At 65.8% G+C, this 21,788-nt stretch carries 20 protein-coding genes; 16 read left to right on the top strand and 4 right to left on the bottom strand.

Annotation, left to right across the window (positions count from 1 at the left end; all coding sequences use genetic code 11):
- From M2421_RS14610 to M2421_RS14580, 7 genes are all read left to right on the top strand, one after another.
- Positions 1-540, top strand: coding sequence for a TRAP transporter small permease subunit (locus tag M2421_RS14610; protein ID WP_259207961.1), 540 nt, complete (start codon positions 1-3; stop codon positions 538-540).
- 3 nt (positions 541-543) lie between these two features.
- Positions 544-1,827, top strand: a complete 1,284-nt coding sequence (locus tag M2421_RS14605) for a TRAP transporter large permease (protein WP_259207959.1) — start codon at positions 544-546, stop codon at positions 1,825-1,827.
- Between the two features lie 65 nt (positions 1,828-1,892).
- A complete protein-coding gene (locus tag M2421_RS14600; protein WP_259207957.1) occupies positions 1,893-3,470 on the top strand; it encodes a family 43 glycosylhydrolase in 1,578 nt (525 codons plus the stop codon).
- A gap of 70 nt (positions 3,471-3,540) precedes the next feature.
- A complete protein-coding gene (locus tag M2421_RS14595) occupies positions 3,541-4,575 on the top strand; it encodes a LacI family DNA-binding transcriptional regulator (protein ID WP_259208236.1) in 1,035 nt (344 codons plus the stop codon).
- Between the two features lie 213 nt (positions 4,576-4,788).
- The gene (gene kduI, locus M2421_RS14590; protein WP_259207955.1) at positions 4,789-5,637 is read left to right on the top strand and encodes a 5-dehydro-4-deoxy-D-glucuronate isomerase; all 849 of its coding nucleotides are present in this window, start codon (positions 4,789-4,791) and stop codon (positions 5,635-5,637) included.
- A 66-nt stretch (positions 5,638-5,703) separates the two neighbouring features.
- Positions 5,704-6,459, top strand: coding sequence for a 2-dehydro-3-deoxy-D-gluconate 5-dehydrogenase KduD (gene kduD / locus M2421_RS14585; RefSeq protein ID WP_259207953.1), 756 nt, complete (start codon positions 5,704-5,706; stop codon positions 6,457-6,459).
- A gap of 173 nt (positions 6,460-6,632) precedes the next feature.
- Entirely contained in the window at positions 6,633-7,733 is a 1,101-nt protein-coding gene (locus M2421_RS14580) for a GDSL-type esterase/lipase family protein (RefSeq protein ID WP_259207950.1), read from the top strand.
- A 27-nt stretch (positions 7,734-7,760) separates the two neighbouring features.
- Here the strand turns inward: M2421_RS14580 and M2421_RS14575 are convergent, their stop codons facing one another.
- Together M2421_RS14575 and phhA are read right to left on the bottom strand one after the other, a co-directional pair.
- Complete coding sequence (locus M2421_RS14575) at positions 7,761-8,414, bottom strand: DUF4375 domain-containing protein (RefSeq protein WP_259207947.1); 654 nt, start codon at positions 8,412-8,414, stop codon at positions 7,761-7,763.
- 31 nt (positions 8,415-8,445) lie between these two features.
- Positions 8,446-9,342: a phenylalanine 4-monooxygenase gene (phhA, locus tag M2421_RS14570; protein WP_259208235.1), complete on the bottom strand. Its 897-nt coding sequence runs from the start codon at positions 9,340-9,342 to the stop codon at positions 8,446-8,448.
- 127 nt (positions 9,343-9,469) lie between these two features.
- On the opposite strand from phhA, the gene M2421_RS14565 reads away from it, so the two are divergent.
- The 7 genes from M2421_RS14565 to M2421_RS14535 all read left to right on the top strand — a co-directional run bounded on the left by M2421_RS14565 (position 9,470) and on the right by M2421_RS14535 (position 16,342).
- The gene (locus tag M2421_RS14565) at positions 9,470-9,952 is read left to right on the top strand and encodes an Lrp/AsnC family transcriptional regulator (RefSeq protein WP_259207946.1); all 483 of its coding nucleotides are present in this window, start codon (positions 9,470-9,472) and stop codon (positions 9,950-9,952) included.
- A gap of 69 nt (positions 9,953-10,021) precedes the next feature.
- Positions 10,022-10,870, top strand: a complete 849-nt coding sequence (locus M2421_RS14560) for a hypothetical protein (protein WP_259207944.1) — start codon at positions 10,022-10,024, stop codon at positions 10,868-10,870.
- A 23-nt stretch (positions 10,871-10,893) separates the two neighbouring features.
- The gene (locus M2421_RS14555; protein ID WP_259207941.1) at positions 10,894-12,105 is read left to right on the top strand and encodes a hypothetical protein; all 1,212 of its coding nucleotides are present in this window, start codon (positions 10,894-10,896) and stop codon (positions 12,103-12,105) included.
- 1 nt (position 12,106) lies between these two features.
- Positions 12,107-13,483 (top strand): XVIPCD domain-containing protein, encoded by a 1,377-nt coding sequence (locus M2421_RS14550; protein ID WP_259207940.1) that lies wholly within the window; start codon positions 12,107-12,109, stop codon positions 13,481-13,483.
- 66 nt (positions 13,484-13,549) lie between these two features.
- Positions 13,550-14,413, top strand: a complete 864-nt coding sequence (locus tag M2421_RS14545) for a hypothetical protein (protein WP_259207938.1) — start codon at positions 13,550-13,552, stop codon at positions 14,411-14,413.
- The gene (locus M2421_RS14540) at positions 14,392-15,420 is read left to right on the top strand and encodes a hypothetical protein (protein WP_259207936.1); all 1,029 of its coding nucleotides are present in this window, start codon (positions 14,392-14,394) and stop codon (positions 15,418-15,420) included. Before M2421_RS14545 ends, M2421_RS14540 begins: the two co-directional genes overlap by 22 nt.
- Before the next feature lie 46 nt (positions 15,421-15,466).
- Entirely contained in the window at positions 15,467-16,342 is an 876-nt protein-coding gene (locus M2421_RS14535) for a hypothetical protein (RefSeq protein WP_259207932.1), read from the top strand.
- Positions 16,343-16,459: 117 nt separating this feature from the next.
- Here M2421_RS14535 and M2421_RS14530 read toward each other — a convergent pair whose 3' ends face one another.
- On the bottom strand, positions 16,460-17,458 hold the full coding sequence (locus M2421_RS14530) for a patatin-like phospholipase family protein (protein WP_259207930.1): 999 nt from the start codon (positions 17,456-17,458) through the stop codon (positions 16,460-16,462).
- Between the two features lie 117 nt (positions 17,459-17,575).
- A complete protein-coding gene (locus M2421_RS14525) occupies positions 17,576-18,601 on the bottom strand; it encodes a TIGR00266 family protein (RefSeq protein WP_259207928.1) in 1,026 nt (341 codons plus the stop codon).
- 222 nt (positions 18,602-18,823) lie between these two features.
- Between M2421_RS14525 and M2421_RS14520 the strand changes: the two genes are divergently transcribed.
- Together M2421_RS14520 and M2421_RS14515 are read left to right on the top strand one after the other, a co-directional pair.
- Positions 18,824-21,091 carry a TonB-dependent receptor gene (locus M2421_RS14520; RefSeq protein ID WP_259207926.1) on the top strand — a complete coding sequence of 756 codons (2,268 nt, stop codon included), beginning with the start codon at positions 18,824-18,826 and terminating at the stop codon, positions 21,089-21,091.
- A gap of 272 nt (positions 21,092-21,363) precedes the next feature.
- Entirely contained in the window at positions 21,364-21,771 is a 408-nt protein-coding gene (locus tag M2421_RS14515) for a hypothetical protein (RefSeq protein WP_259207925.1), read from the top strand.
- The last annotated feature ends 17 nt before the right edge of the window (positions 21,772-21,788 follow it).

Below are 21,788 nucleotides of genomic sequence, written 5' to 3'. Positions count from 1 at the left end.
ATGTCCGATACCGCTTCCGAACCGCTCGTGATCGTCCCCAGCGCGCCCCAACGCCTGCTCAATGGCATCGCCGAGGTGGCCATCCACATCGCCGTGCTGGCCCTGCTCGGGTTGGTGGTGGTGCAGGGCTGGCAGGTCTTTGCCCGCTACGTCATCAACGATTCGCCCAGCTGGACCGAGCCGGTCACGCTGCTGCTGCTGGCCACCGCGATGAGCCTGGGCGCGGCCACCGGCGTACATACCCGCCGCCACTTCGGCTTCTTCCTGCTGGCCGCGCACATGCACGCCGGCCTGCGTCGCGCCGTGGAGGTATTCTCCGCGCTGGTGGTGGCCGTGCTGGGCGTGGTGATCGCCTGGTGGGCCGCCGTGCTGTTGCTGGACGGCCTGGACATCAAGGCCGCCGGCGCCAACCTGCCGCAGAGCATCAACTACCTGCCGCTGTCGGTGGGCGGCGCGCTGATGGCGATCTTCGCCGTGAACCAGATGGTGCAGGCCGTGCGACCCGCCGACGCCGCCACCGTTGCCGAGGGAGACCGCTGAACCATGGGCATCACGATCCTCTTTACTGTTTTCGCGCTACTGCTGCTGCTCGGCGTGCCGGTCGCCTACGCCCTGGCCGCCGCCGCGCTGGCCACCCTGTGGTACCTGGACCTGCCCACGCTGGTGCTGGTCCAGCAGATCTCCGCCGGCACCGGCTCGGCCTCGCTGATTGCCATTCCACTGTTCATCTTCGCCGGTGAAATCATGATGCGCGGCGGTATCTCCGAGCGCCTGATTTCCTTGGCGTCTTCGCTGGTGGGACGCATGCGCGGCGGCCTGGGCCAGGTCTCGATCCTGTCCTCGCTGTTCTTCGGCGGCGTGTCCGGCTCGGCCATCGCCGATGTCTCGGCGGTGGGCGGCACGATGATCCCGCAGATGGTCAAGCGCGGTTACGACCGCGACTTCGCGGTCAACGTGAGCATCACCGCCGCGCTGGTCGCGCTGCTGGTGCCGCCCTCGCACAACCTGATCCTGTTCTCGGCGGCGGCCGGGGGCGGGCTGTCGATCGCCGACCTGTTCGCCGCGGGCATCGTGCCGGCCCTGCTGATGACCCTCGCATTGATGGTCACCGGCTACGTGGTGGCGCGCCGCCGTGGCTACGGCGTGGAAGTGTTTCCGGGCTGGCGCGCGGTGCTGCTGCGGATGGTCTCGGCCCTGCCCGGCCTGGGCCTGGTCGCGCTGATCTTCATCGGCATCCGCGCCGGCATCTTCACCGCCGTGGAGAGCGCGGCGATCGCGGTGGTCTACGCGCTGCTGGTCACCACCGTGCTGTATCGCCAGCTCAACTGGCGCGAGTTCCTCGGCACGGTCACCCATGCCGCACGCAGCACCGGGGTGATCCTGTTCGTGATCGCCACCGCCGCCGTGTTCGGCTGGCTGCTGGCCTACCTGCAGGTGCCGGCGGCCGCGGTGGACTTCCTGCAGTCCTTCGCGCACAGCCAGTTCATGGTGCTGCTGATGATCGTGGTGATGTTGCTGCTGCTGGGCACCTTCATGGACCTGGCGCCGATGATCCTGATCTGCACGCCGATCTTCCTGCCGGTGGCCAAGGCTTACGGGATCGACCCGATCCACTTCGGCCTGGTGCTGGTGCTGACCGGTGGCCTCGGCCTGGTCACCCCGCCGGTGGGCTCGGTGCTGTTCATCGGCACGGCGATCGGCAAGATCAGCGTCGGCGAGAGCATGCGGTCGATCTGGCCGTTCTGGTTCGCCGCGCTGGGGGTGCTGGTGATCGTCACCTTCTTCCCCGAACTGTCGCTGTGGCTGCCCGCGCTGCTGCGCGGCTGAGCCGGGTGGTGCCCGGGACGCGGCCTGCACGCGCGCGTCCCGCCATTGAACTGCGGAGACCTGCGATGACCCTGTGCAAGACCCTGGCCGGCCTCGCCGCCGGCCTGCTGCTGGCCACGGCGGTACACTCCGCCCCACCCACCACGCCATGGAAGCGGGGCATCGAGCACCAGCGCCAGGCCGACCTCGGCAATGGCACCTTCCTCAACCCGGTGCTGGCCGGCGACCATCCCGACCCCTCCGTGCTCAAGGATGGCGAGGACTACTACCTCACCCTGTCCTCGTTCGACGCCTACCCCGGCCTGCCGATCTGGCACTCGCGCGACCTGGTCAACTGGCAGCCGCTGGGTCATGCGATCACCAGGAACGTGGGCGCGATCTGGGCACCGGACATCGTCAAGCACCAGGGCCGCTACTTCATCTACTTTCCCGCGCGCACCGCCGAGGCCCGCAGCAACTTCGTGGTCTGGGCCGACCACATCAAGGGCCCGTGGAGCGAGCCGATCGACATCGGGCTGGGCGGCTATATCGATCCCGGCCACGCGGTGGGCGAAGACGGCAAGCGCTACCTGTTCCTCAGCGGCGGCGCCTACGTGCAGCTGGCCGATGATGGCCTGAGCGTGGTCGGCACGCCCAGGCACGTCTACGACGGCTGGAAATACCCGGAAAGCTGGGACGTGGAGGCCTATGCGCAGGAAGGGCCGAAGATCAATTTCCGCGATGGCTGGTACTACATGACCACCGCCGTGGGTGGCACCGCCGGCCCGCCCACCGGGCACATGGTGATCACGGCCCGCTCGCGCTCCATCCATGGGCCGTGGGTGAACGCGCCCAACAACCCGATCATGCGTACCCAGTCGGCGTCGGAGCCCTGGTGGTCGCGTGGCCACGCCACCGTCATCGAGGGCACCGACGGGCGCTGGTGGATGATGTACCACGGTTACGAGAACGGGTACTGGACGCTCGGCCGCCAGGCCCTGCTGGAGCCGATCGAATGGACCGCCGACGGCTGGTTCGTGGCCAAGGGCGGTGATCTGGGCCAGCCGCTGCGCAAGCCGGCGGGTGCCTCGGTGGGCGCGCATGGCATGGCGCTGTCGGATGACTTCAAGGGCCCTGCCCTCGGCGCGCAGTGGTCGTTCTTCAACCCCGCCCAGGACGAGTACCGGCGCCTGGACTTCAGCGGCGACGGCCTGCTGCTGCAGGGCAAGGGCCTGACCCCGCGGGACGCCTCCCCGCTGACCGCCATCGCTGGCGATCCGGCCTACCAGTTCGAGGTGGAGATGGAGGTCGGTCCCGGCGCGGTGGGCGGTGCCCTGCTCTTCTACAGCGACCGCCTGTACGCCGGCGTGGGCAGCAACGGCGAGGCCTTCGTCATGCACCGCTACGGCGAGGAGCGCCCCACCCGGCTCGCGCCCAGCACCAAGGGCGGCCGGCTCTGGCTGCGGGTGACCAACAACCGCCACATCGTCACCATCCATACCAGCGCCGACGGCCAGACCTGGCAGAAGTACCCGGTTCAGATGGAAGTCTCCGGCTACCATCACAATGTGGCCGGGAAGTTCCTCGCCCTGAAGCCGGCCCTGTACGCCGCCGGTGAGGGCAAGGTGCGGTTCCGCCATTTCCGCTACCGGGCCCTGGATTGAACGGCCCGCTAGAATCCCCTGACTCATCCCCGGTTTGAACGACATGTCATTGCGCAGCAAAACCGATCCGATGCCGCCGCACGGATTGACCAAGGGCAAGGCCGCCACGATCAATGACATCGCGCGCCTGTCCGGGGTATCCAAGAAGACCGTCTCGCGCATCATCAACAACTCGCCGCTGGTGCGCAAAGACACCCGTGAAAAGGTCGAGGCGCTGATGCGCGAGGTCGGCTACGCGCCCGATCCGCTGGCGCGTGGCCTGGCGTTCCGACGCTCGTTCCTGATCGGCATGGTCTACGACAACCCCACCGCGCAGTACATCGTGGACATGCAGTACGGCGCCCTGGATGCGCTGCGCGGCTCCAGCTTCGAGCTGGTGGTGCATCCCTGCGACTCGCGCAGTCCGGGCTACATCGACGGCGTGCGCCGCTTCGTGCAGCAGCAGAAGCTGCATGGCGTGATCCTGGTGCCGCGCGCGTCCGAGGACCAGGCGCTGGTGGACATGCTCGACGAGATCGGCTGCCGCTTCACCCGCATCGCCTCGCTGCCGCTGGACGACACCTCGCAGATGGTGGTCACCCACGACCGCGATGGCGCGGCCGAAGCCGCCGATTACCTGCTCTCGCTGGGCCACCGCGACATCGCGCTGGTCACCGGCCCCAGTGCCTACCGATCGGCACACGAACGTACCGCCGGCTTCATCGACGCCCTGGCCCAACGCGGCATCGAACTGCCGCCAGCGCGCATCGTCGAGGCCGGCTACACCTTCGAATCCGGCGTGGCCGCCGCCGAGAAGCTGCTGCTGGGCAAGCAGCGCCCGACCGCGATCTTCACCGGCAACGACGAAATGGCCGCGGGTATCTACAAGGTCGCGCTGCGCGCGGGCATCAACATCCCGCGGCAGCTGTCGATCATCGGCTACGACGACAGCCCGCTGGCCTCGCGCCTGTGGCCGTCGCTCACCTCGGTGCGCCGCCACACCCGTGACACCGGGCGCACCGCGGCCGCGATGCTGATCCAGCCCGACGGCCAGGCCGCGCTGCAGATCGCCAGCGTGCGCCCGCACCTGATCGTGCGCGATTCCTGCCAGCCGCCGGAGGATTAGCCCGCGCCGCGGCGGCGACACCGCGGGGTCAAGACGAACGCGTCGCCACGCGCCGGGGTAACCGGTGGCCGATCGCACCGCTGTACCGAACCATCGTGGGGCGCACGGCCCCCACTGCCGCAATGCAAAATGACACCGGTTTCCCATCTGGCTAGAATGACCGGAAATCGCGCCGGGGCCGACCCGTCGGCCCACCCCTGCTCTGGAGACGCCATGTACTGCAAGACCCACTACGCCACCCATCCCGACGCCATCAAGGGCGCCAGCAACGACGACCTGCGCGAGCTCTACCTGCTCGACGGCCTGTTCAATGCCGATGCGGTGACGCTGAAGTACACCCACTACGAGCGCTTCGTGCTCGGCGGTGCCGCCCCGGTCAAGGGCCCGCTGTCGCTGCCCAAGCAGACCGAGCCGGCCTCCGCCGCTGGCCACGCGTTCCTGGAGCGCCGCGAGCTGGGCATCATCAACGTCGGCGCTGGCAGCGGCACCGTCACCGTCGATGGCACCGTGTTCACGCTGGGGCCGAAGGACGGCCTGTACGTGGCCATGGGCAGCGAAGAGGTCGTGTTCGCCTCCGACGACGCCGCCACCCCGGCGCAGTTCTACCTGGCCTCCACCCCGGCGCATGCGCGCTTCGAGACCAAGCAGCTGTCGATCAAGGATGCCGTCGCGCTGGATCGCGGCGCGCTGGAAACCAGCAACGAGCGCACCATCTACCAGTACATCGTGCCGGCCACCTGCCAGTCCTCGCAGCTGCTGCTGGGCCTGACCGTGCTCAAGCCGGGCAGCGTCTGGAACACCATGCCGCCGCACCTGCATGACCGCCGCAGCGAGGTCTATTTCTACTTCGACCTGGGCCAGAACGACCGCGTCTACCACTTCATGGGCGAGCCGGAGGCCCAGCGCCACATCGTCATCCAGAACAATGAAGCGGTGGTGTCCCCGCCGTGGTCGATCCACATGGGCGCCGGCACCAGCAACTACGCCTTCATCTGGGCGATGGGTGGCGAGAACCTGGATTACACCGACATGCACGTGCTGGACATCTGCCAGCTCAAGTGACCCCGATGCGCCGCCCGCAGCGTGCGGGCGGCGCCTGTGCCGCATTGGAAAAGGACCGCATACGCAATGGCTAATCCGTTCAGTCTGGAAGGCAAGGTCGCCCTGGTCACCGGTGGCAACACCGGCCTGGGGCAGGGCATCGCGGTGGCACTGGCGCAGGCCGGTGCCGACGTCGCCGTGGCGGGCATCCAGCCGCCCACCGAGACCATCGCCGCCATCACCGCGCTGGGCCGCCGCTGCCTGGCGATCGAAGCCAACCTGATCAGCATCGAGCCGGTGGAGCGGGTCATCCGCGAAACCATCGAGGGCCTCGGTGGCCTGGATATCCTGGTCAACAACGCCGGCCTGATCCGCCGCGCCGACGCGGTGGACTTCAGCGAGCAGGACTGGGATGACGTCATGAACGTCAACATCAAGTCCGCGTTCTTCATCTCGCAGGCCGCCGGCAGGCACTTCATCGCCCAGGGCCGCGGCAAGATCATCAACATCGCCTCCATGCTGTCCTTCCAGGGCGGCATCCGGGTGCCGTCCTACACCGCCAGCAAGAGCGGCATCGCCGGCATCACCCGCCTGCTTGCCAACGAGTGGGCCAGCAAGGGCATCAACGTCAACGCGATCGCCCCGGGCTACATGGCCACCGACAACACCGCCGCGCTGCGCGCCGACCAGGACCGCAACAAGTCCATCCTCGACCGCATCCCGGCCGCGCGCTGGGGCACGCCGGAAGACCTCGGCGGCACCGCCGTGTTCCTGGCGTCCAGCGCCTCGGATTACGTCAACGGCGCGGTGCTGCCGGTGGATGGCGGCTGGCTCGCGCGGTAACGCCGTCGCTGCGCGCTGGCGCGCCCACGGTCTGCGCTGCAGATCGTGGGCCCCGCGCGACGTTACTTTCGATTCCCCACCGCTTCGCGGTCGCCCCCTGACGCAGGGGGCTTTCCCCCAGATGCACGCCGGTGGTGCCGGCCGTTGGCCAGCCGCTCTCCAGGAGCATGACCATGTTGCGTTTGATGCTGTCCCTGTCGCTGCTGCTCGCCGCGTTCAGCGCGCTGTGCGCCCCGCACCGCGTCTTCATTGCCGGCGACTCCACCGCCGCCGAATACGGCCCCGAGCGTGCGCCGCAAGCCGGTTGGGGCCAGGCCCTGCAGGGCTATCTCGATCCGGCCGTGTGGGAGGTGCGCAACCATGCCAAGGGCGGCCGCAGCACGCGCAGCTTCATCGACGAGAAACGCCTGGACGCGATCGCCGCCGAACTCCAGCGCGGTGACGTGCTGCTGATCCAGTTCGGGCACAACGATGCCAAGGTCGAAGATCCCACCCGTCATACCGATCCTGCCACGGCGTACCCGCAGTTCCTGATGCGCTACGTGCAGCTGGCCCGCGACAAAGGCGCCACGCCCGTGCTGATCACTCCGGTGGCGCGGCTGCTCTACGACTTCGGCTCGCTGCTGGATACGCACGCGCTGTACACCCAGGCCATGAAGCAGCTGGCCGCCCGCGAGCAGATCGCGCTGATCGATCTCAACGACAGCTCCACGCGCTGGATCCGCGCGTTGGGCGAGCAGGGCGCCAAGCCGTACTTCCTGTTCGTGCCCGAACAGAACAAGGCCGACGGCACGCACTTCAGTACCGCCGGTGCGAACGCCGTCGCCTGCCTGGTCGTGCGCGACTGGGTTGGGCTGCAGCCTGCGCTGAAGGCTGCGCTGACACGCGACATCGATTGCGACGTGCGCAGTGCGGGGCAGGGCGCAGATGCGTCGAAACCCTCGCGCGTGGTACACGAACGCGACATCGCAATCACCCAGCCCGGCCCCCATGGTGGTGCCGGCCCGACCACCGCCTACCCGTTCTTCGCCGCCGATGAGCTGCCGTTCGTGCTGCGCAAGCGCGTGCTGCACAAGGGCGCCGGCATCGGCCTGCACCCGCAGCACAAGGACGAGATCTACTACATCGTCAGCGGGCAGGGCAGCTACGTGCTGGACGGCAAGCAGTACGACGTAGGCGCGGGAGATGCACTGCTGACCCGCACCGGCAGCCTGCATGCGCTGCAGCAGGTGGGCGAAGATGACCTGGTGCTGCTGCTGGCCTATCCGCGCTGACCGGTCATGCCGCGCCCGTGCCCGGCGCTACGCCAGCGGCTCGGGCCCGAAGTGCAGCAGGCCCAGCCGCGCCAGGTCCTCGGGCCGCTCGAAGTAGGCCGCGTCGAAGTCGTCCAGCGCCTGCTGTTCGTCCTCGCTCATCGCGCCATACAGGTCCTGCAGTTCCTGGATCGCCGGATCGTCCTCCAGGCGGTCCAGCAGCCCGCGCATGCCGGCCAGGATCGCGTGCGTCTTCACCGCGCCCATCGCCTGCAGCGCACGCAATGCGAGCTGGCAGGTGGGATCGCCCCAGTTGCACAGGAACTGCATGAAGCCGCCGTTGTTGATGTCCGCCTCCATGCGCCACAGCGCGACCAGTTGCTGGTCCTGGTCGGACAGTGCATCCAGCGACCATGCGGCCGACTGCAGCCGTGCCAGCGCCGCCTCGTAACGGTCATCCCACACCTGGTTGGGCACATCGACCACGCCGTGGTCCTGCACCGGAAGCAGGGTCGGCCAGTTCACACCCAGGCCGTCGACGGTGGGTACCCAGCCCGCGCGCTGCAGGGCGTCGGCCTCGTGCAGCGCAGGTGTCCACCGCAACGGCTGCCGGGTCCGGCGGCCATCGGCGAGCGACAGCAGAACAACGTCATCGTCGAAATCGACAGCGGTAACGCGCAGGGAAGCGAAAATGTCGGTCATGCGGGTCAGGATAGCGGACCCGCACTCTGGCTCACACGTCGCCGCCGTCTTCCCAGCCTTCGCCGGTGCCCTTCTGGAACACGCGGTCGCCGTCCTGCACCTCACCGGCGGGCAGATGATCCCTGGCTTCCAGCGCCGCGTAGATCGGCGTGAAGTCCGGCGCCGTCGCTTCCATCAACTGCTCGAAACTGTCGATGACGAAGTAGGTCTTCTGGAAGGTGTCGATGCGGTAGCGGGTGCGCATGATCCGCTCCAGGTCGAAGCCGATGCGGTTCGGTGCCGCCGATTCCAGCGAGTACAGCGACTCGCCCTTGGACGAGACGATGCCGGCACCGTAGATGCGCAGGCCCTCGTCGGTGTTGATCAGGCCGAACTCCACCGTGTACCAGTACAGCCGGGTGAGATGCTGCAGCGCCTCGGGGCCGATCGCATGCGCCTTCACGCCGCCGCGGCCATAGGCGGCCATGTAGTCGGCAAACACCGGGTTCATCAGTAGCGGTACGTGGCCGAACAAGTCGTGGAACATGTCCGGCTCGGCGATGTAGTCGATCTGGTCCGGGCGGCGGATCCACCAGGTCACCGGGAAACGCCGGTTGGCCAGGTGGTCGAAGAAGTCCAGCTCCGGCAACAGCCCTTCCACGCCTACGAGGGTCCAGCCCGTCGCCGCGCCCAGGACCTCGTTGAGCTGGTCGAAGCGCGGAATCATGTGCGCGCTCATGCCCATCTCGTCCTGCGCGTACAGGAACTCCTTGCTGGCACGGCCCTCGAGCAGCTCGCGCTGGCGCTTGTACAGGGTGCTCCAGGTCGCGTGGTCGTCGGCGGTGTAGGTGTCCCAGGGCTGTTCAACCACGGCGGTGGTATAGACCGGCACGTAGCCCTTGTCGGTCTGCTGGTGTTCGACGCGGCGCGGGGCGGTGGCGGTTTCCATCGTGGTGGTCTCCTGGGAAGTCATCTGACGATGCTAGGGCAGGGGGCACGCAAGGGGGTTGCAAAGTTGCACGGATCTGCCCGTTTGGCGCAATATCCTTGCGTACATCTCATGTTGCGGAGCAGCAATGGCCGGGGAACCTCAGTTCGACCGCACGGATCTGCGCCTGCTGGCCGAAATCCAGCAGCACGGCCGCGCCACCAATGCCGAACTCGCCGCCCGGGTGAACCTGTCCCCGTCGGCCTGCCTGCGCCGCGTGCAGCGGCTGGAGAGCGAAGGCGTGATCGCCGGTTACGGCGCGCGGCTGGAGCCACGCCAGATCGGCCTGGGCCTGCAGGCCTTCGTGCGCGTGCAGCTGGAGAAGCACGACCAGCACGCCATCGGCGTGTTCGCCGACAGCGTGCTGGAGTGGGACGAAGTAGTGGCGTGCCACGCGCTCACGGGCGACATGGACTACCTGCTGCACATCTACGTACGCGACCTGGAGCATTTCTCCAGTTTCCTGCTGGACAAGCTGCTCAACGCCGCCGGCGTGGCCGACGTCAATTCCAGCTTCGTGCTGCGCACGGTGAAGGATTTCCGGGCATTGCCGTTGTCACAGCTGGAGTGATCCCGGACGGCGACCGCCGTAGTCGGGTACATTCGTCGGCATGTGCGCATCAATGGAGGATGCAGTGGGATGACGTGTCATGCATTACGCACGCTGGTCCTGGCCGCGCTGCTGCCGCTGGCAGCCTGTGCGAGACAGCCGGAGCAGACGCCAGTGGAGCGCACCCAGACCAACGAGCAGGGCTGCACGCGACAGCGCAGCGTAGGGCCGCAGGATGCCTATGCCGATCCGGTGCCCTTGAAGCAGGCCTGCGTAGGCCCGTATCTGCTGGAGCTGCCGCAAAACTACTTCGATAACCAGATCGGGACGGAACACGACGGAAGTTTTGCCTTGGCGTTGGAGTATCCGTCGTTGCAGCCGTTCAAGCCGGGGGAGCGAAAATCGTTCAACAAGGACGTTTTCGCGCGGACACTCAGCATCAACTACAGCTATGTTGATCGGATCGACGTCCACCAATCGCTACGGAATGCATACACGCCGATGGCTTTTGAACGGGATGACCCCGCAGCATCGCTGAAGCTCAGGCTGCAGGGGGAGGAAGTCCATGGCCTGGTTCCCTATTACGCTGACATGGAACGAATACGTGCGTACCTGCGTGCGCGCGGCTTGGCAGACGACGCACCGGGCATGCAGGACCGCTCACATCGGGATTGGTACGTGGCCCGTGATCGGAACGGCGACATCCAGACCATCGTCAAATGCACATCCCGCGGGGTGACTGAATCCGGCGTCCGCTTCAGCGAAGGGCGGATGATCAGGAGTGAGGAGAGCGAGTTGCCTGAGTGCGATCACTTTTTCATTCTCCCGGAATACCGCATTCGCGCCAGGGTTACCTATGTCCGCGCAGCGCTGAAGGACTGGCATCGGATCGAACAGCGAGCGGGTGAACTGCTCGTCGGAAGTATCAGTAAAAAGTAAAATGACCAATAGGACGTCGGGCCATGGCAGGCGTGAACGAACAGGATATGAAGGCGCTGATGCGTTACGCGTACGTTGGGAATCGCGGGCTGTACTCCAACTTTCCTGCAAAGAAGGAAGGCAACGACGGATATGGCCAGCTCGCACTGGGCGTTGTGCGTAACGTTGACGCGCCAGCCGCAACGGCGAGCTCTTTCACAGACAGGCAGGCGCGCGTCGATGGTGTGATCGCGAACGAGGACGAATGGCGGGCGTTTGGTGTTGAGTTCATGCTGCGCGAAGACCACGCCCTGGACGACCTGATGTCGCCCCATCCCGGCCACAGCGCTGACGGAGCGGCCAGCGCTCCACCCGCATCCAGGGAGGATGTAATCAATATGACGTCCCGCGTAGTACGCACGTTGCTGCTCGCCGCGCTGCTGCCACTTGCAGCATGTGCACGGCCGCCGGCACAGACGCCGGTGGAGCGCACCCAGACCAACGAGCAGGGCTGCACGCGACAGCGCAGCGTGGGTCCGCAGGACCCCTATGCCGATCCGGCGCCATTGAAGCAGGCCTGCGTAGGTCCGTATCTGTTGGAGCTTCCGCAGAACTACTTCGATAACCAGATCGGCACCGAGCACGACGGCAGCTTTGCGCTGGCGTTGGAGTACCCGTCGTTGCAGCCTTTCAAGCCAGGGGAGCGCATAGATCTGCCGGTTGCCAAATCGCTGCGCACCGTCCGCATCCGGTATGGCTACTCTGATCGCTACACGCCACTGGAGATACTGGAGCGAACGTCCACGCTTCCGGAATACGAGCCAGACAGCCCCAGTCGCTCATTCAAGGACAGGATCAAGGGCGAGGAGGTGAACGGGCTGACTCCTTACTACGTAGACATGGCGCGCGTACGCGCGCACTACCTCGGAAAAGGCGCAAGCAAAGACACGCCGCTGATCCAGTCGGAGTCGAATTACGACTGGTACGTTTCGTTTGACGTCGCTGGACGGGTGGAACGGTTGGTCAGCTGCGCATCGCGGGAAATGAAGGATCCGGGATATGACTGGCGAGACAATGTGCCGGTCAAGAATTCGACGATCGGGGTGGCACGATGCGACCACATGTTCGTGATTCCAGGCCGAGAGGTCCTCGTATCCGTCTCATACTTGAGAGACTTGCTGCCCCAGTGGCAACGCCTGGAAGCACGCGCGCAGGCAATTTTTCTTGAAAGAGAATTAAAAAGGGAGCGACACTGACATGGAAAAGAGCGCGAAGCCTGGGCTAGACAGCAAGGACATTGAGATCCTGCATTTCTACGTGGAGAACGGAAACCGCGAGCTTTACTTCAACTATTTGTCCCAAAAGCCTGGCAATGATGGCTATGGCCTCCTGGCACTTGGCGTCGTGCGAAATGACAACGCGCCTGGAGCGACCGCAAACAACTTCGCCAATCAGCAGGCCGCGCGTGACGGGAAAGCTATGAAGGAGAGCGATTGGCAGGCCTTTGGTGTGGACCTTATTGGCCGTGATCTAGCTGCGCGGCTGCCGTACATGTCCGCCGGCCAACCCGATCTTGCGCTCAATCTTCCTACGTTGGACGTGCAGGGTTATCACGATGCCAGCCTTGAACGCAGAGAGATAAGTCGAAATGGATGGACTCCACGCCAGCTACTTGAGGCAGCGCGTGAGCATGGAGGTGAAGCGGAAGCCGAACGCGTCTGGACCGTGCTTCTGGACAACCGCAACGCTGGCACGGACCGTGCACTCGAGACCACAAAACTGCTTTTGACCACGTACAACGACGACGGCCCGAAAATGGAAGCCTACTTGGCCGACATGAGTCGCGCACGTCTGCCGGCGGGCCTTCAGCCAACTCCCAACACTGATCCCAACCGCATCGAACTTCGCGGCCAGACGTACCAGTACAACGCCGAAGGCGGCCAGTGGCGCCGGGAAATCGAGGTGAAGGTCAGCGTGCCGCTGGGGCCACTGCCGATCCCAGTGGGATCCTTCAGCCCAGCGTCGGTGCCGGTGACGGACAAGGCCACCCTCGAGTACCTTGACGATGCCCGCCGCGTTCGCCAGCAGCGTCAGGACCTGCGTGATGACTTCCATCCGGAGGACCCCAATCGCAACCGCCCGATCATGAAAAGCCCGCAGGTGCTTGCCGAGGTGGGCGCGCCGGAGCACGCCTCACCGGCGCAGCTCGCACAGGCCACCGATCCCAGGTCGCCCGATCACGCCCGCAACGGTCTTTACCAGCAGTGTGCCGCAGGCGTCCGGGGGCTGGATGCCGAGGTCGGCAAAGGCTGGGACCGGCACAGTGAATGCATGACGGCCAGCTTGACCACGCTGGCCGCGACCAACCGGCTGGACCGGGTCGATCAGGTGGTGCTGACAGCCCCCAGCCAGGGTAAGGCCGGAGGTGATCACGTCTTCGTGGTGCAGGGCGCGCTGGACGACCCGACCCATCGCCGCGCCCACATGCCAACCGCACAGGCCATCACCACGCCACCGGAGCAGTCTTTCCAGCAATTGGCCGCGCTCGACCAGGAGCGTGCCCGCGCACCTGCAATGCAGATGGAGCACGCGCAGGCGGATCCGGCGCGAGCGTCTGCGGCAATGCAGATCTGATGTGGTGGGCACCGTCGCACCGGCATCAGGGAGAATGCGATCAATATGACATGCCTCGTCACACGCATGCTGCTCTTTGCCGCACTGCTGCCGCTGGCAGCATGTGCACGCCATCCTGCGCAGAAGCCGGCGGAGCTCACCCAGACCAACGAGCAGGGCTGCACGCGACAGCGCAGCGTGGGTCCGCAGGACGCCTATGCCGATCCGGCGCCATTGAAGCAGGTCTGCCTGGGACCGTACCTGCTCGCGTTTCCGCAGAATTACTTCTACAACCAGATCGGCACCGAGCATGATGGCAGCTACTCGCTGGCGCTGGAGTATCCCTCGCTGCAGCCATTCAAGCCCGGCGAGCGAATGGGGCTGACCGCCGATGTGTCTGCGCGGACCGTCATGGTCAAGTACACCTACATCGACGGGGGAGATGCGCGCGACGCGCTGACGGCCACATATGTGCCGATGGAGTACCAGCGCGGGATGCCGCAGGAGACATTGGACGGCCGAACCAAAGGCACTCCAAGCGATGGCCTGACTCCTTACTACGTTGATATGGAGAAAGTACGCGCACACTATCGAATGCAAGGGCTGCGCGAGACTGCACCAGTGATGAACGCTTCCTTTCACACGGATTGGTTCATCGCCAGAAATGAAGATGGTGAAGTGAGCACGGTCATTAAATGTACCCCTCGCGAGGTGGCAGCGGCCGGAGTGGCGTCCCGCCAGGCAAAAGCGGTGAAAGGAGAGGCCGTCGGCGTACCGCGATGCAGCCAGACGTTCATGAATCTGGAGCTGGACACCCTCATCACCGTACGATATCCAAGAGAAGGTCTGACGCGATGGCGGAAGATCGAGCAGCGTGCCACCGAACTGCTGGCACGATCCATCACTGTTGAGCGCAAGGAGGCGCAGCCATGGCCGGTCTCAGTCAAGTAGATTTGAGCATCGCCAGAGCGGCCAACGCTGCCCCCTCATCCAGGGAGGATGTAATCAATATGCCCTCCCGCGCAGTACGCATGCTGCTCCTCGCCGTATTGCTGCCAACTGTGGCATGTGCGCGACAGCCGGAGCAGAAGCCGGCGGAGCTCACCCAGACCAACGAGCAGGGCTGCACGCGACAGCGCAGCGTGGGTCCGCAGGACCCCTATGCCGATCCTGCACCCTTGAAGGAAGCTTGTCTCGGACCGCACCTCCTCGCGTTTCCGCAGAACTACTTCTACAACCAGGTCGGCACGGAGCATGATGGCAGCTACTCGCTGGCGCTGGAGTATCCCTCGCTCCAGCCGTTCAAACCCGGCGAGCGGATGGGCCTGACCGCCGATGTGTCGGTACGCACAATGAGCGTGGAGTACGACTACATCGATCAAGTCGATGTCCACGAAGCAATGCGACGAAGCTACACGCCAATGGAGTATGAGGCGGAGGATCCAGAGGCGTCGCTGGAGAATCGCATCCGGGGTGATTTACTGTACGGACTGAGTCCCTATTACGTCGATATGGCCGTTGTGCGTGAGCACTATCGAGCGAAGGGATTCAAGGACACCGCTTCCGTCATGAAGGCCGACCGGCACACTGACTGGTTCCTGGCCAAAGACGCAGCAGGCGAAGTCGCCACGGTGATCAAATGCACGCCGCGAGAGATAACCGTCTCCGGCGTGGCCTACCGTGATGGAAAGCTAGTCACAAGCAGAGACTATGGATACGCGGTTTGCAAGCATACATTCATGGTCGCCGCGCTGAGCACGCTGGTTCGCATCGAGTATCCGCGCGAGGGACTCGCACGTTGGCAAGAATTCGAAACGCACGCCAAAGGGTTGTTGACGGGCGCCATGGAGCAACGCAGGGGAGCCGCGCTCGACCAGGAGCGTGCCCGCGCACCTGCAATGCAGGTCGAGCACGCGCAGACCGATCCGGCGCGAGCGTTTGCGGCAATGCAGATCTGATGCGGCGGACATCGTCGCACCGGCATCAGGGGAGGGTGCGATCCACATGACATCCCTCGTCAATCGCCTGCTGCTTCTTGTCGCACTGCTGCCGCTGGCAGCATGCGCGCGACCGCCGGCGCAGAAGCCGGCGGAGCTCACCCAGACCAACGAGCAGGGCTGCACGCGGCAGCGCAGCGTGGGCCCGCAGGACCCCTACGCCGATCCGGCGCCACTGAAGCAGGCCTGCGTAGGCCCGTATCTGTTGGCGCTGCCACAGAACTACTTCGATAACCAGATCGGCACCGAGCATGACGGCAGCTTTGGGCTGGCGCTCGAGTACCCGTCGTTGGAAGCCTTCAAGCCCGGTGATCGCATCGGCCTGTCGGTTGATCAGGCATTGCGCACCATTGACATCGATTTCAGCTATTCCGACCGCTTTACGCCTCTGCAGATATTGGAGCGGCTGTCCACGCCCCAGGAATACGATCCTGAAAGTCCCACTCGTTCGCTCGGCGCACGGATCGAGGGAGAACCTCAGCACGGGCTCAAGCCCTATTACGTGGATCTCGTGCGTGCTCGAGCACACTACCGAGCGAAAGGAATTGGCGATGATATGAGGGTGATGAAGGCTGCGGCGAACATGGACTGGTTCATCTCAACAGACCCGGCAGGGCGCATCGACCGATTGATCAGCTGCACATCGCGGGAGCAGATCGACCCGGGTTACGCGTGGAAGAATGGCATTCCAACAAAGACCAGCACGGATGGAATGGCACGTTGCGAACATCGCTTTGTACTGGCCGATCACCGGGTTGTCGTGAAGCTTGGGTACCTGCGGGATCTGCTTCCCCAATGGCAGCGCCTTGAAGCGCGCGCAACGGCGATCTTTCTGCAGAGCCAGGTGACAACGGAGCGCCCCGCACAAGGCGTGCCACGCTAGATCGGCCGAGAATGCGGCCAGGTGGAATGCGGGGCGTGACGCGCTGCTCCGGGACGGCATCACGCGCGACCGTCCCTGGGCCGGGCGGGCAGGGCCTGCCCGGCGGGAGCTGCGGGCTCAGCCCTCGCACTTCTCCTTGCGGCCCATCAGCCTGCCCACGCGCGAGGGTTCCTCGCACTTGGGCTTGGGCGGCGGCGGGGCCAGCGCCGCGGCGCGGGCGCGCTGCAGCTGCTGCACCTTCGCGCGGATCTGCGGCATCGCTGCCATCGCCGCCTTCTCGCCTTCCAGGATCGCGTAGCCGCGCTGGCTGAAATCGGCCGCACCGATGTCCAATACCTTGGGGCGGATGATGATGTCCGCACGCGCCAGTTCCTGCTCGCCCAGGCGCTGGCCCATGATCGCGATGGACTGGTTGACGATGCCGAGCATGCCGGTCGGCGACTTGCCGCTGGCCTTGCTGGAGATATCCACGGCGATGACGAAGTCGGCGCCCAGCTGGCGCGCGGCATCCACCGGTACGGGGCTGACCACGCCGCCGTCGACGAAGCTGTTCTTGCCGATCTTCACCGGCTCGAACACGCCGGGGATGCTGCTGGAGGCGCGCACCGCCTGGCCGACGTTGCCGCGCACGAACACGGCGCGCTCGCCGGTGTCGAGGTTCGTGGCCACCGCGGCGAACGGCTTCTGCAGCTTCTCGGCGGGGCGGTTGTCCACTTGGGTGTTCACGTAGTCCTGCAGCTTCTGGCCCTGGACCAGGCCGCCGGAGAACAAGCGCATGTCGCGGATGCTGGCTTCATCCAGGGCCACGGCCTTGGACTGCATCTGGAACGCGTCCATGCCGCTGGCGTACAGCGCGCCCACCACGCTGCCGGCGCTGGTGCCGGACACCACCACCGGCTCGAAGCCATTGGCTTCCAGCATCTTGATCACGCCGATGTGCGCAAAGCCCTTGGCTGCACCGCCGCCGAGCGCGATGCCGATCTTGACCGGCTTGGCCTGCGCCACCGGGGTGGCCACCGGTGGCGGAGTGGGGCGGACCGGGTCACCGCCGCAGCCGGCCAGCAGGCCGAGCAGGGCAACGGACAGCGTGAGACGAATGCGGGGCAGTGATTTCATCGGGGTCGCAGAAAGTGAATGGGCATCAAGGGCGCCAGCATACCCGGACTGCCGGCCGCTGGCCGGCCCGATCGGGACGGCCAGTCATATCCGGTTGCCGCGCGGGCAGTGACAGGATCAGAACCGGTTGTCGCCGTCCAGGATGCGGCCGATCCCGCCCAGCACCGAGCCCTCGCCGCGGCTCTGGCCACCGGTCTGCGGGGCGGCCATCCACATCCGGCCGGCCAGGCGCGAGAACGGCAGCGACTGCAGCCAGACCTTGCCCGGGCCGGTCAGGGTGGCCAGGAACACGCCTTCACCGCCAAACACCATGCTTTTGACGCCGGCCACGCGGCGCACGTCCATGTCCACGGTGGCGTGGTAAGCCACCACGCAGCCGGTGTCCACGTCCAGGCGCTCGCCGGCCGCCAGCTCGCGCTCGACCACGCAGCCGCCGGCATGCACGAACACCCAGCCGTCGCCCTCCAGCTTCTGCATGATGAAGCCCTCGCCGCCGAACAGTCCGGTCATCACCTTGCGCTGGAACTGCACCCCGATCTGCACCCCGCGCGCGCCAGCCAGGAAGCTGTCCTTCTGGCAGATCAGGCGGCCACCGTGCTCGTCCAGCTTCATCGGCAGCACGGTGCCGGGGTAGGGCGCGGCAAAGGCGACCTTGGCCTTGCCCTGGCCGGTGTGGGTGTAGAGGGTGGCGAACAGGCTCTCGCCGGTGAGCACGCGCTTGCCCGCGCTCATCAGCTTGTCCATGAAACCGCCGCCCTGGCCGCTGTGCGAGCCATCGCCGAACACGGTGTCCATCTGCACCGCGGCGTCCTTGAACATCAAGGCGCCGGCTTCGGCAATGGCGCTTTCGCCCGGATCGAGCTCGATCTCCACGAACTGCATTTCATGGCCGACGATGCGGAAGTCGATGTCATCGGCGCGCTGGCCGCGCGCGGCGGTGCCGGGCAGCGGCGGCGGCGCACCCTGCGGCCCGGTGCTGCCGGCCAGCAGTTCGGGGACCTCGGCGATGGCCATCCAGCCGCTCATCCCCTCGCACCACACCAGCGCACGCGGGTTGGACTGGGCGAACTGGCGGGCGGCCGCGTCATCGAGCGGGCCAACGCGGCCGGCCTGGCCGGCGGTGTGGAAGTACCACTGGGTCATGGCGACGTACCTGGCAGGAAAGAGGGCGCCCAGTCTAGAACGGGCCCGTTCGGGACGGAGTGGGCCGGAAGTCGTGACCGCGGTCGAAAGACGCAGCCGGCCTTCACATCTGCCTGGCCGGATCTTGGTAATGAATGACCGGAATTTGCGACGCTGTTGCTGTACTGCAACAATTGTCTGGTAGCGCCGGTCCACCACCCCTCCCAACACAGCCTAATCGCCATGTTCCCGAACCGCACTGCCCACGGCCGGTTTCCGTCCGTGCACCCGCTCGTCCTCGCTCTGACCGCCCTGCTGCCGTTCACGGCCGCAGCCCAGGATGCCCCCGCCAGCAAGGATCCCGTCGCCCTGGATACCTTGCAGGTAACGGCCCAGCGCCGCGTCGAAAACGCCAAGGACGTGCCGGTCTCGATCTCGGCCATCCAGGGCGAGAAGCTGGATGTGCTCGGCTCGGCCGGCGACGACATCCGCTTCCTGTCCGCGCGCGTGCCCAGCCTGAACATCGAATCGTCGTACGGTCGTGCCTTCCCGCGCTTCTACATCCGCGGCCTGGGCAATACCGACTTCGACCTCAATGCCTCGCAGCCGGTGTCGCTGGTGTATGACGACGTGGTGCAGGAAAGCCCGCTGCTGAAGGGTTTCCCGCTGTTCGACCTGGCGGGTGTGGAAGTGCTGCGCGGTCCGCAGGGCACGCTGTTCGGCCGCAACACGCCGGCCGGTGTGGTCAAGTTCGATTCGGCGCGTCCGTCGCAGGATGCCGACGGGTACATCAAGGTTGCCTACGGCAGCTACAACACCTGGAACACGCAGGGCGCTTACGGTGGTCCGCTGACCGACCGGTGGTCGGCCCGCGTGTCGGCGCTGTACCAGCGCCGCGACGACTGGGTGACCAACACCCGCGCCAACGCGCCGGCGCAGGGCTTCGAGGGCTATGACGAAGCCGCTGCCCGCGTGCAGTTCCTGTACGAAGGCGACGACGTCGAAGCGCTGTTCAACCTGCACAAGCGCAAGCTCAACGGCACCGCGCGTCTGTTCCGCGCCAACATCATCAAGCCGGGCACCAACCAGCTGGTCGAGAACTTCGACCGCGATGACGTCTCCACCGATGGCCAGAACTTCTCCGACCTGGAAACCTGGGGCGGCAGTGCGCGCCTGAAGTGGGACCTGGGCCGGGTGACGCTGCACTCGATCACCGGTTACGAGACCGCCGAATCGCTGAACCATGGCGACATCGACGGCGGCTACGGTGCCAGCTTCCTCGGTGCCGGCAACTATGGCCCGGGCAACATCCCGTTCGCGTCCGAGTCGGCCGACGGCCTGCCGCACCATCGCCAGTGGACCCAGGAATTCCGTGTGGAATCCAACGAATGGGGCCGCTTCGACTGGCAGGCCGGCGTGTTCTACTTCGATGAAGACGTCACCATCGACAGCTTCAACTACGACTCGCTGACCCCGGGCAATCCGCAGACTGGCCATGCCGTGCAGCAGCAGCGCAACAAGGCGTGGGCCGCCTTCGCCTCCGGCGATGTCGACGTGACCGAGCGCTTCAAGCTGCGCGGTGGCGTGCGTTACACGCAGGACAAGAAGGACTTCAGCGCCAGCGTGCTGCAGGCCGTGCCGTTCGGCACCCCGGTCAGCGGTCCGTACATCGCCAGGACCGACGTCAACGACGTCAGCTGGGACCTGAGCGGCGTCTACCAGATCACCGACAACCTCAACGCGTATGCGCGCGTTGCCAAGGGCTTCCGTGCGCCGTCGATCCAGGGCCGCCTGGCCTTCGGTGGCGTCTCGCAGGCCGACTCGGAGAAGGTGATCTCGTACGAGGCCGGCATCAAGGCCGACCTGTTCGACCGTCGCGCGCGCCTGGGCTTCAATGTGTTCCGCTACAACGTCGATGGCCAGCAGTTGATCGCGGTGGGCGGCAGCAACAACACCGCCACCCTGCTCAATGCGGACAAGACCATCGGCCAGGGCGCCGAGCTGGACTTCGAGGCCTACCTCACCGACCACGTCCTGTTGACGCTGGGCAGCAGCTACAACGACACCGAGATCAAGGACCGCGACCTGGCGGTGGCGATCTGCGGTGGCGGCTGCACCATCACCGACCCGACCACGGTCATCGACGGTGCCACCTACGCGCTGGTCAACGGCAACCCGTTGCCGCAGGCGCCCAAGTGGATCCACAACCTGACCCTGCGTGCCGGTTTCCCGATCAACGACGCCAGCGAGCTGTACGTGTACACCGACTGGGCCTACCGCAGCCCGGTCAACTTCTTCCTGTACGAGTCGCCGGAGTTCCGCAGCCGCTCCTCGCTGGAAGGTGGCCTGCGCCTGGGCTACAACTGGGATTACGGCCAGTACGACGTGGCCGTGTACGGTCGCAACCTGACCGACCAGGTACGCGTGGTTGGCGCGATCGACTTCAACAACCTCACCGGCTTCCTCAACGAGCCGCGTACGTTTGGCGTGGAGTTCACCGCGAAGTTCTGAGGCAACGGACGATTGCGGCACAAACGAACACGGCGCGGAGAAATCCGCGCCGTGTTCGTTTCCGCGTCAGCGCCGCGCAGGTCTGTGCCGATCTGCAATGTCTTGCATTCCTCTCGCCACCGAGCCTGCCCATACTGCACGTCACGCGCCGCTCCGCCCGTCCGCGTACAGACCGCGGTGGCGCTCCAAACATTCTTGGAACGATGGCAACTACGGGTAACGATGGTGCAACGCCCGGGCGCGCATTCCGCATCTGGGGCGGCATGGACGCGATGCAGATCCTGATCTACACGCTGGCCGCGCTGGGGCGTGGACAGGTGCCCTATGTCGAGGATGTCATCGGATCGCGTGCCGTGGTGGAGACCTACGGCGTGCAGGCGTTGATGGTGCTGCTGCCGGGCTGGATGCTGCAGGCCAGCCTGTTCGTCTCGTGTGCGCTCCTGTTACGGCGCAGCCGATGGGGGCTGTACGTTGCCTACGTACAGATCCCGTTCCGACTGTTGCTCGTGATGCCGTCGGTGCCCTTGGCCCTTGCTCTGGTTCAGAGACTGGACGCCAGCCCGGCCGCCACCGCGATGGTGGTCGGCAGCCTGCTGGTGCTCATCGAGCTGCTCAAGATGACGACGTTGCGCCGCGCCGTGCCGATGCGGCCATCCCACGTGCGTCCGGGCACGGCATAGCGTCGCCGTCGGACACG

Source organism: Stenotrophomonas sp. BIGb0135 (assembly GCF_024810105.1).
Taxonomy (GTDB): Bacteria; Pseudomonadota; Gammaproteobacteria; order Xanthomonadales; family Xanthomonadaceae; genus Stenotrophomonas; species Stenotrophomonas maltophilia_AB.
This window is presented reverse-complemented; position numbering and strand designations above follow the sequence as displayed.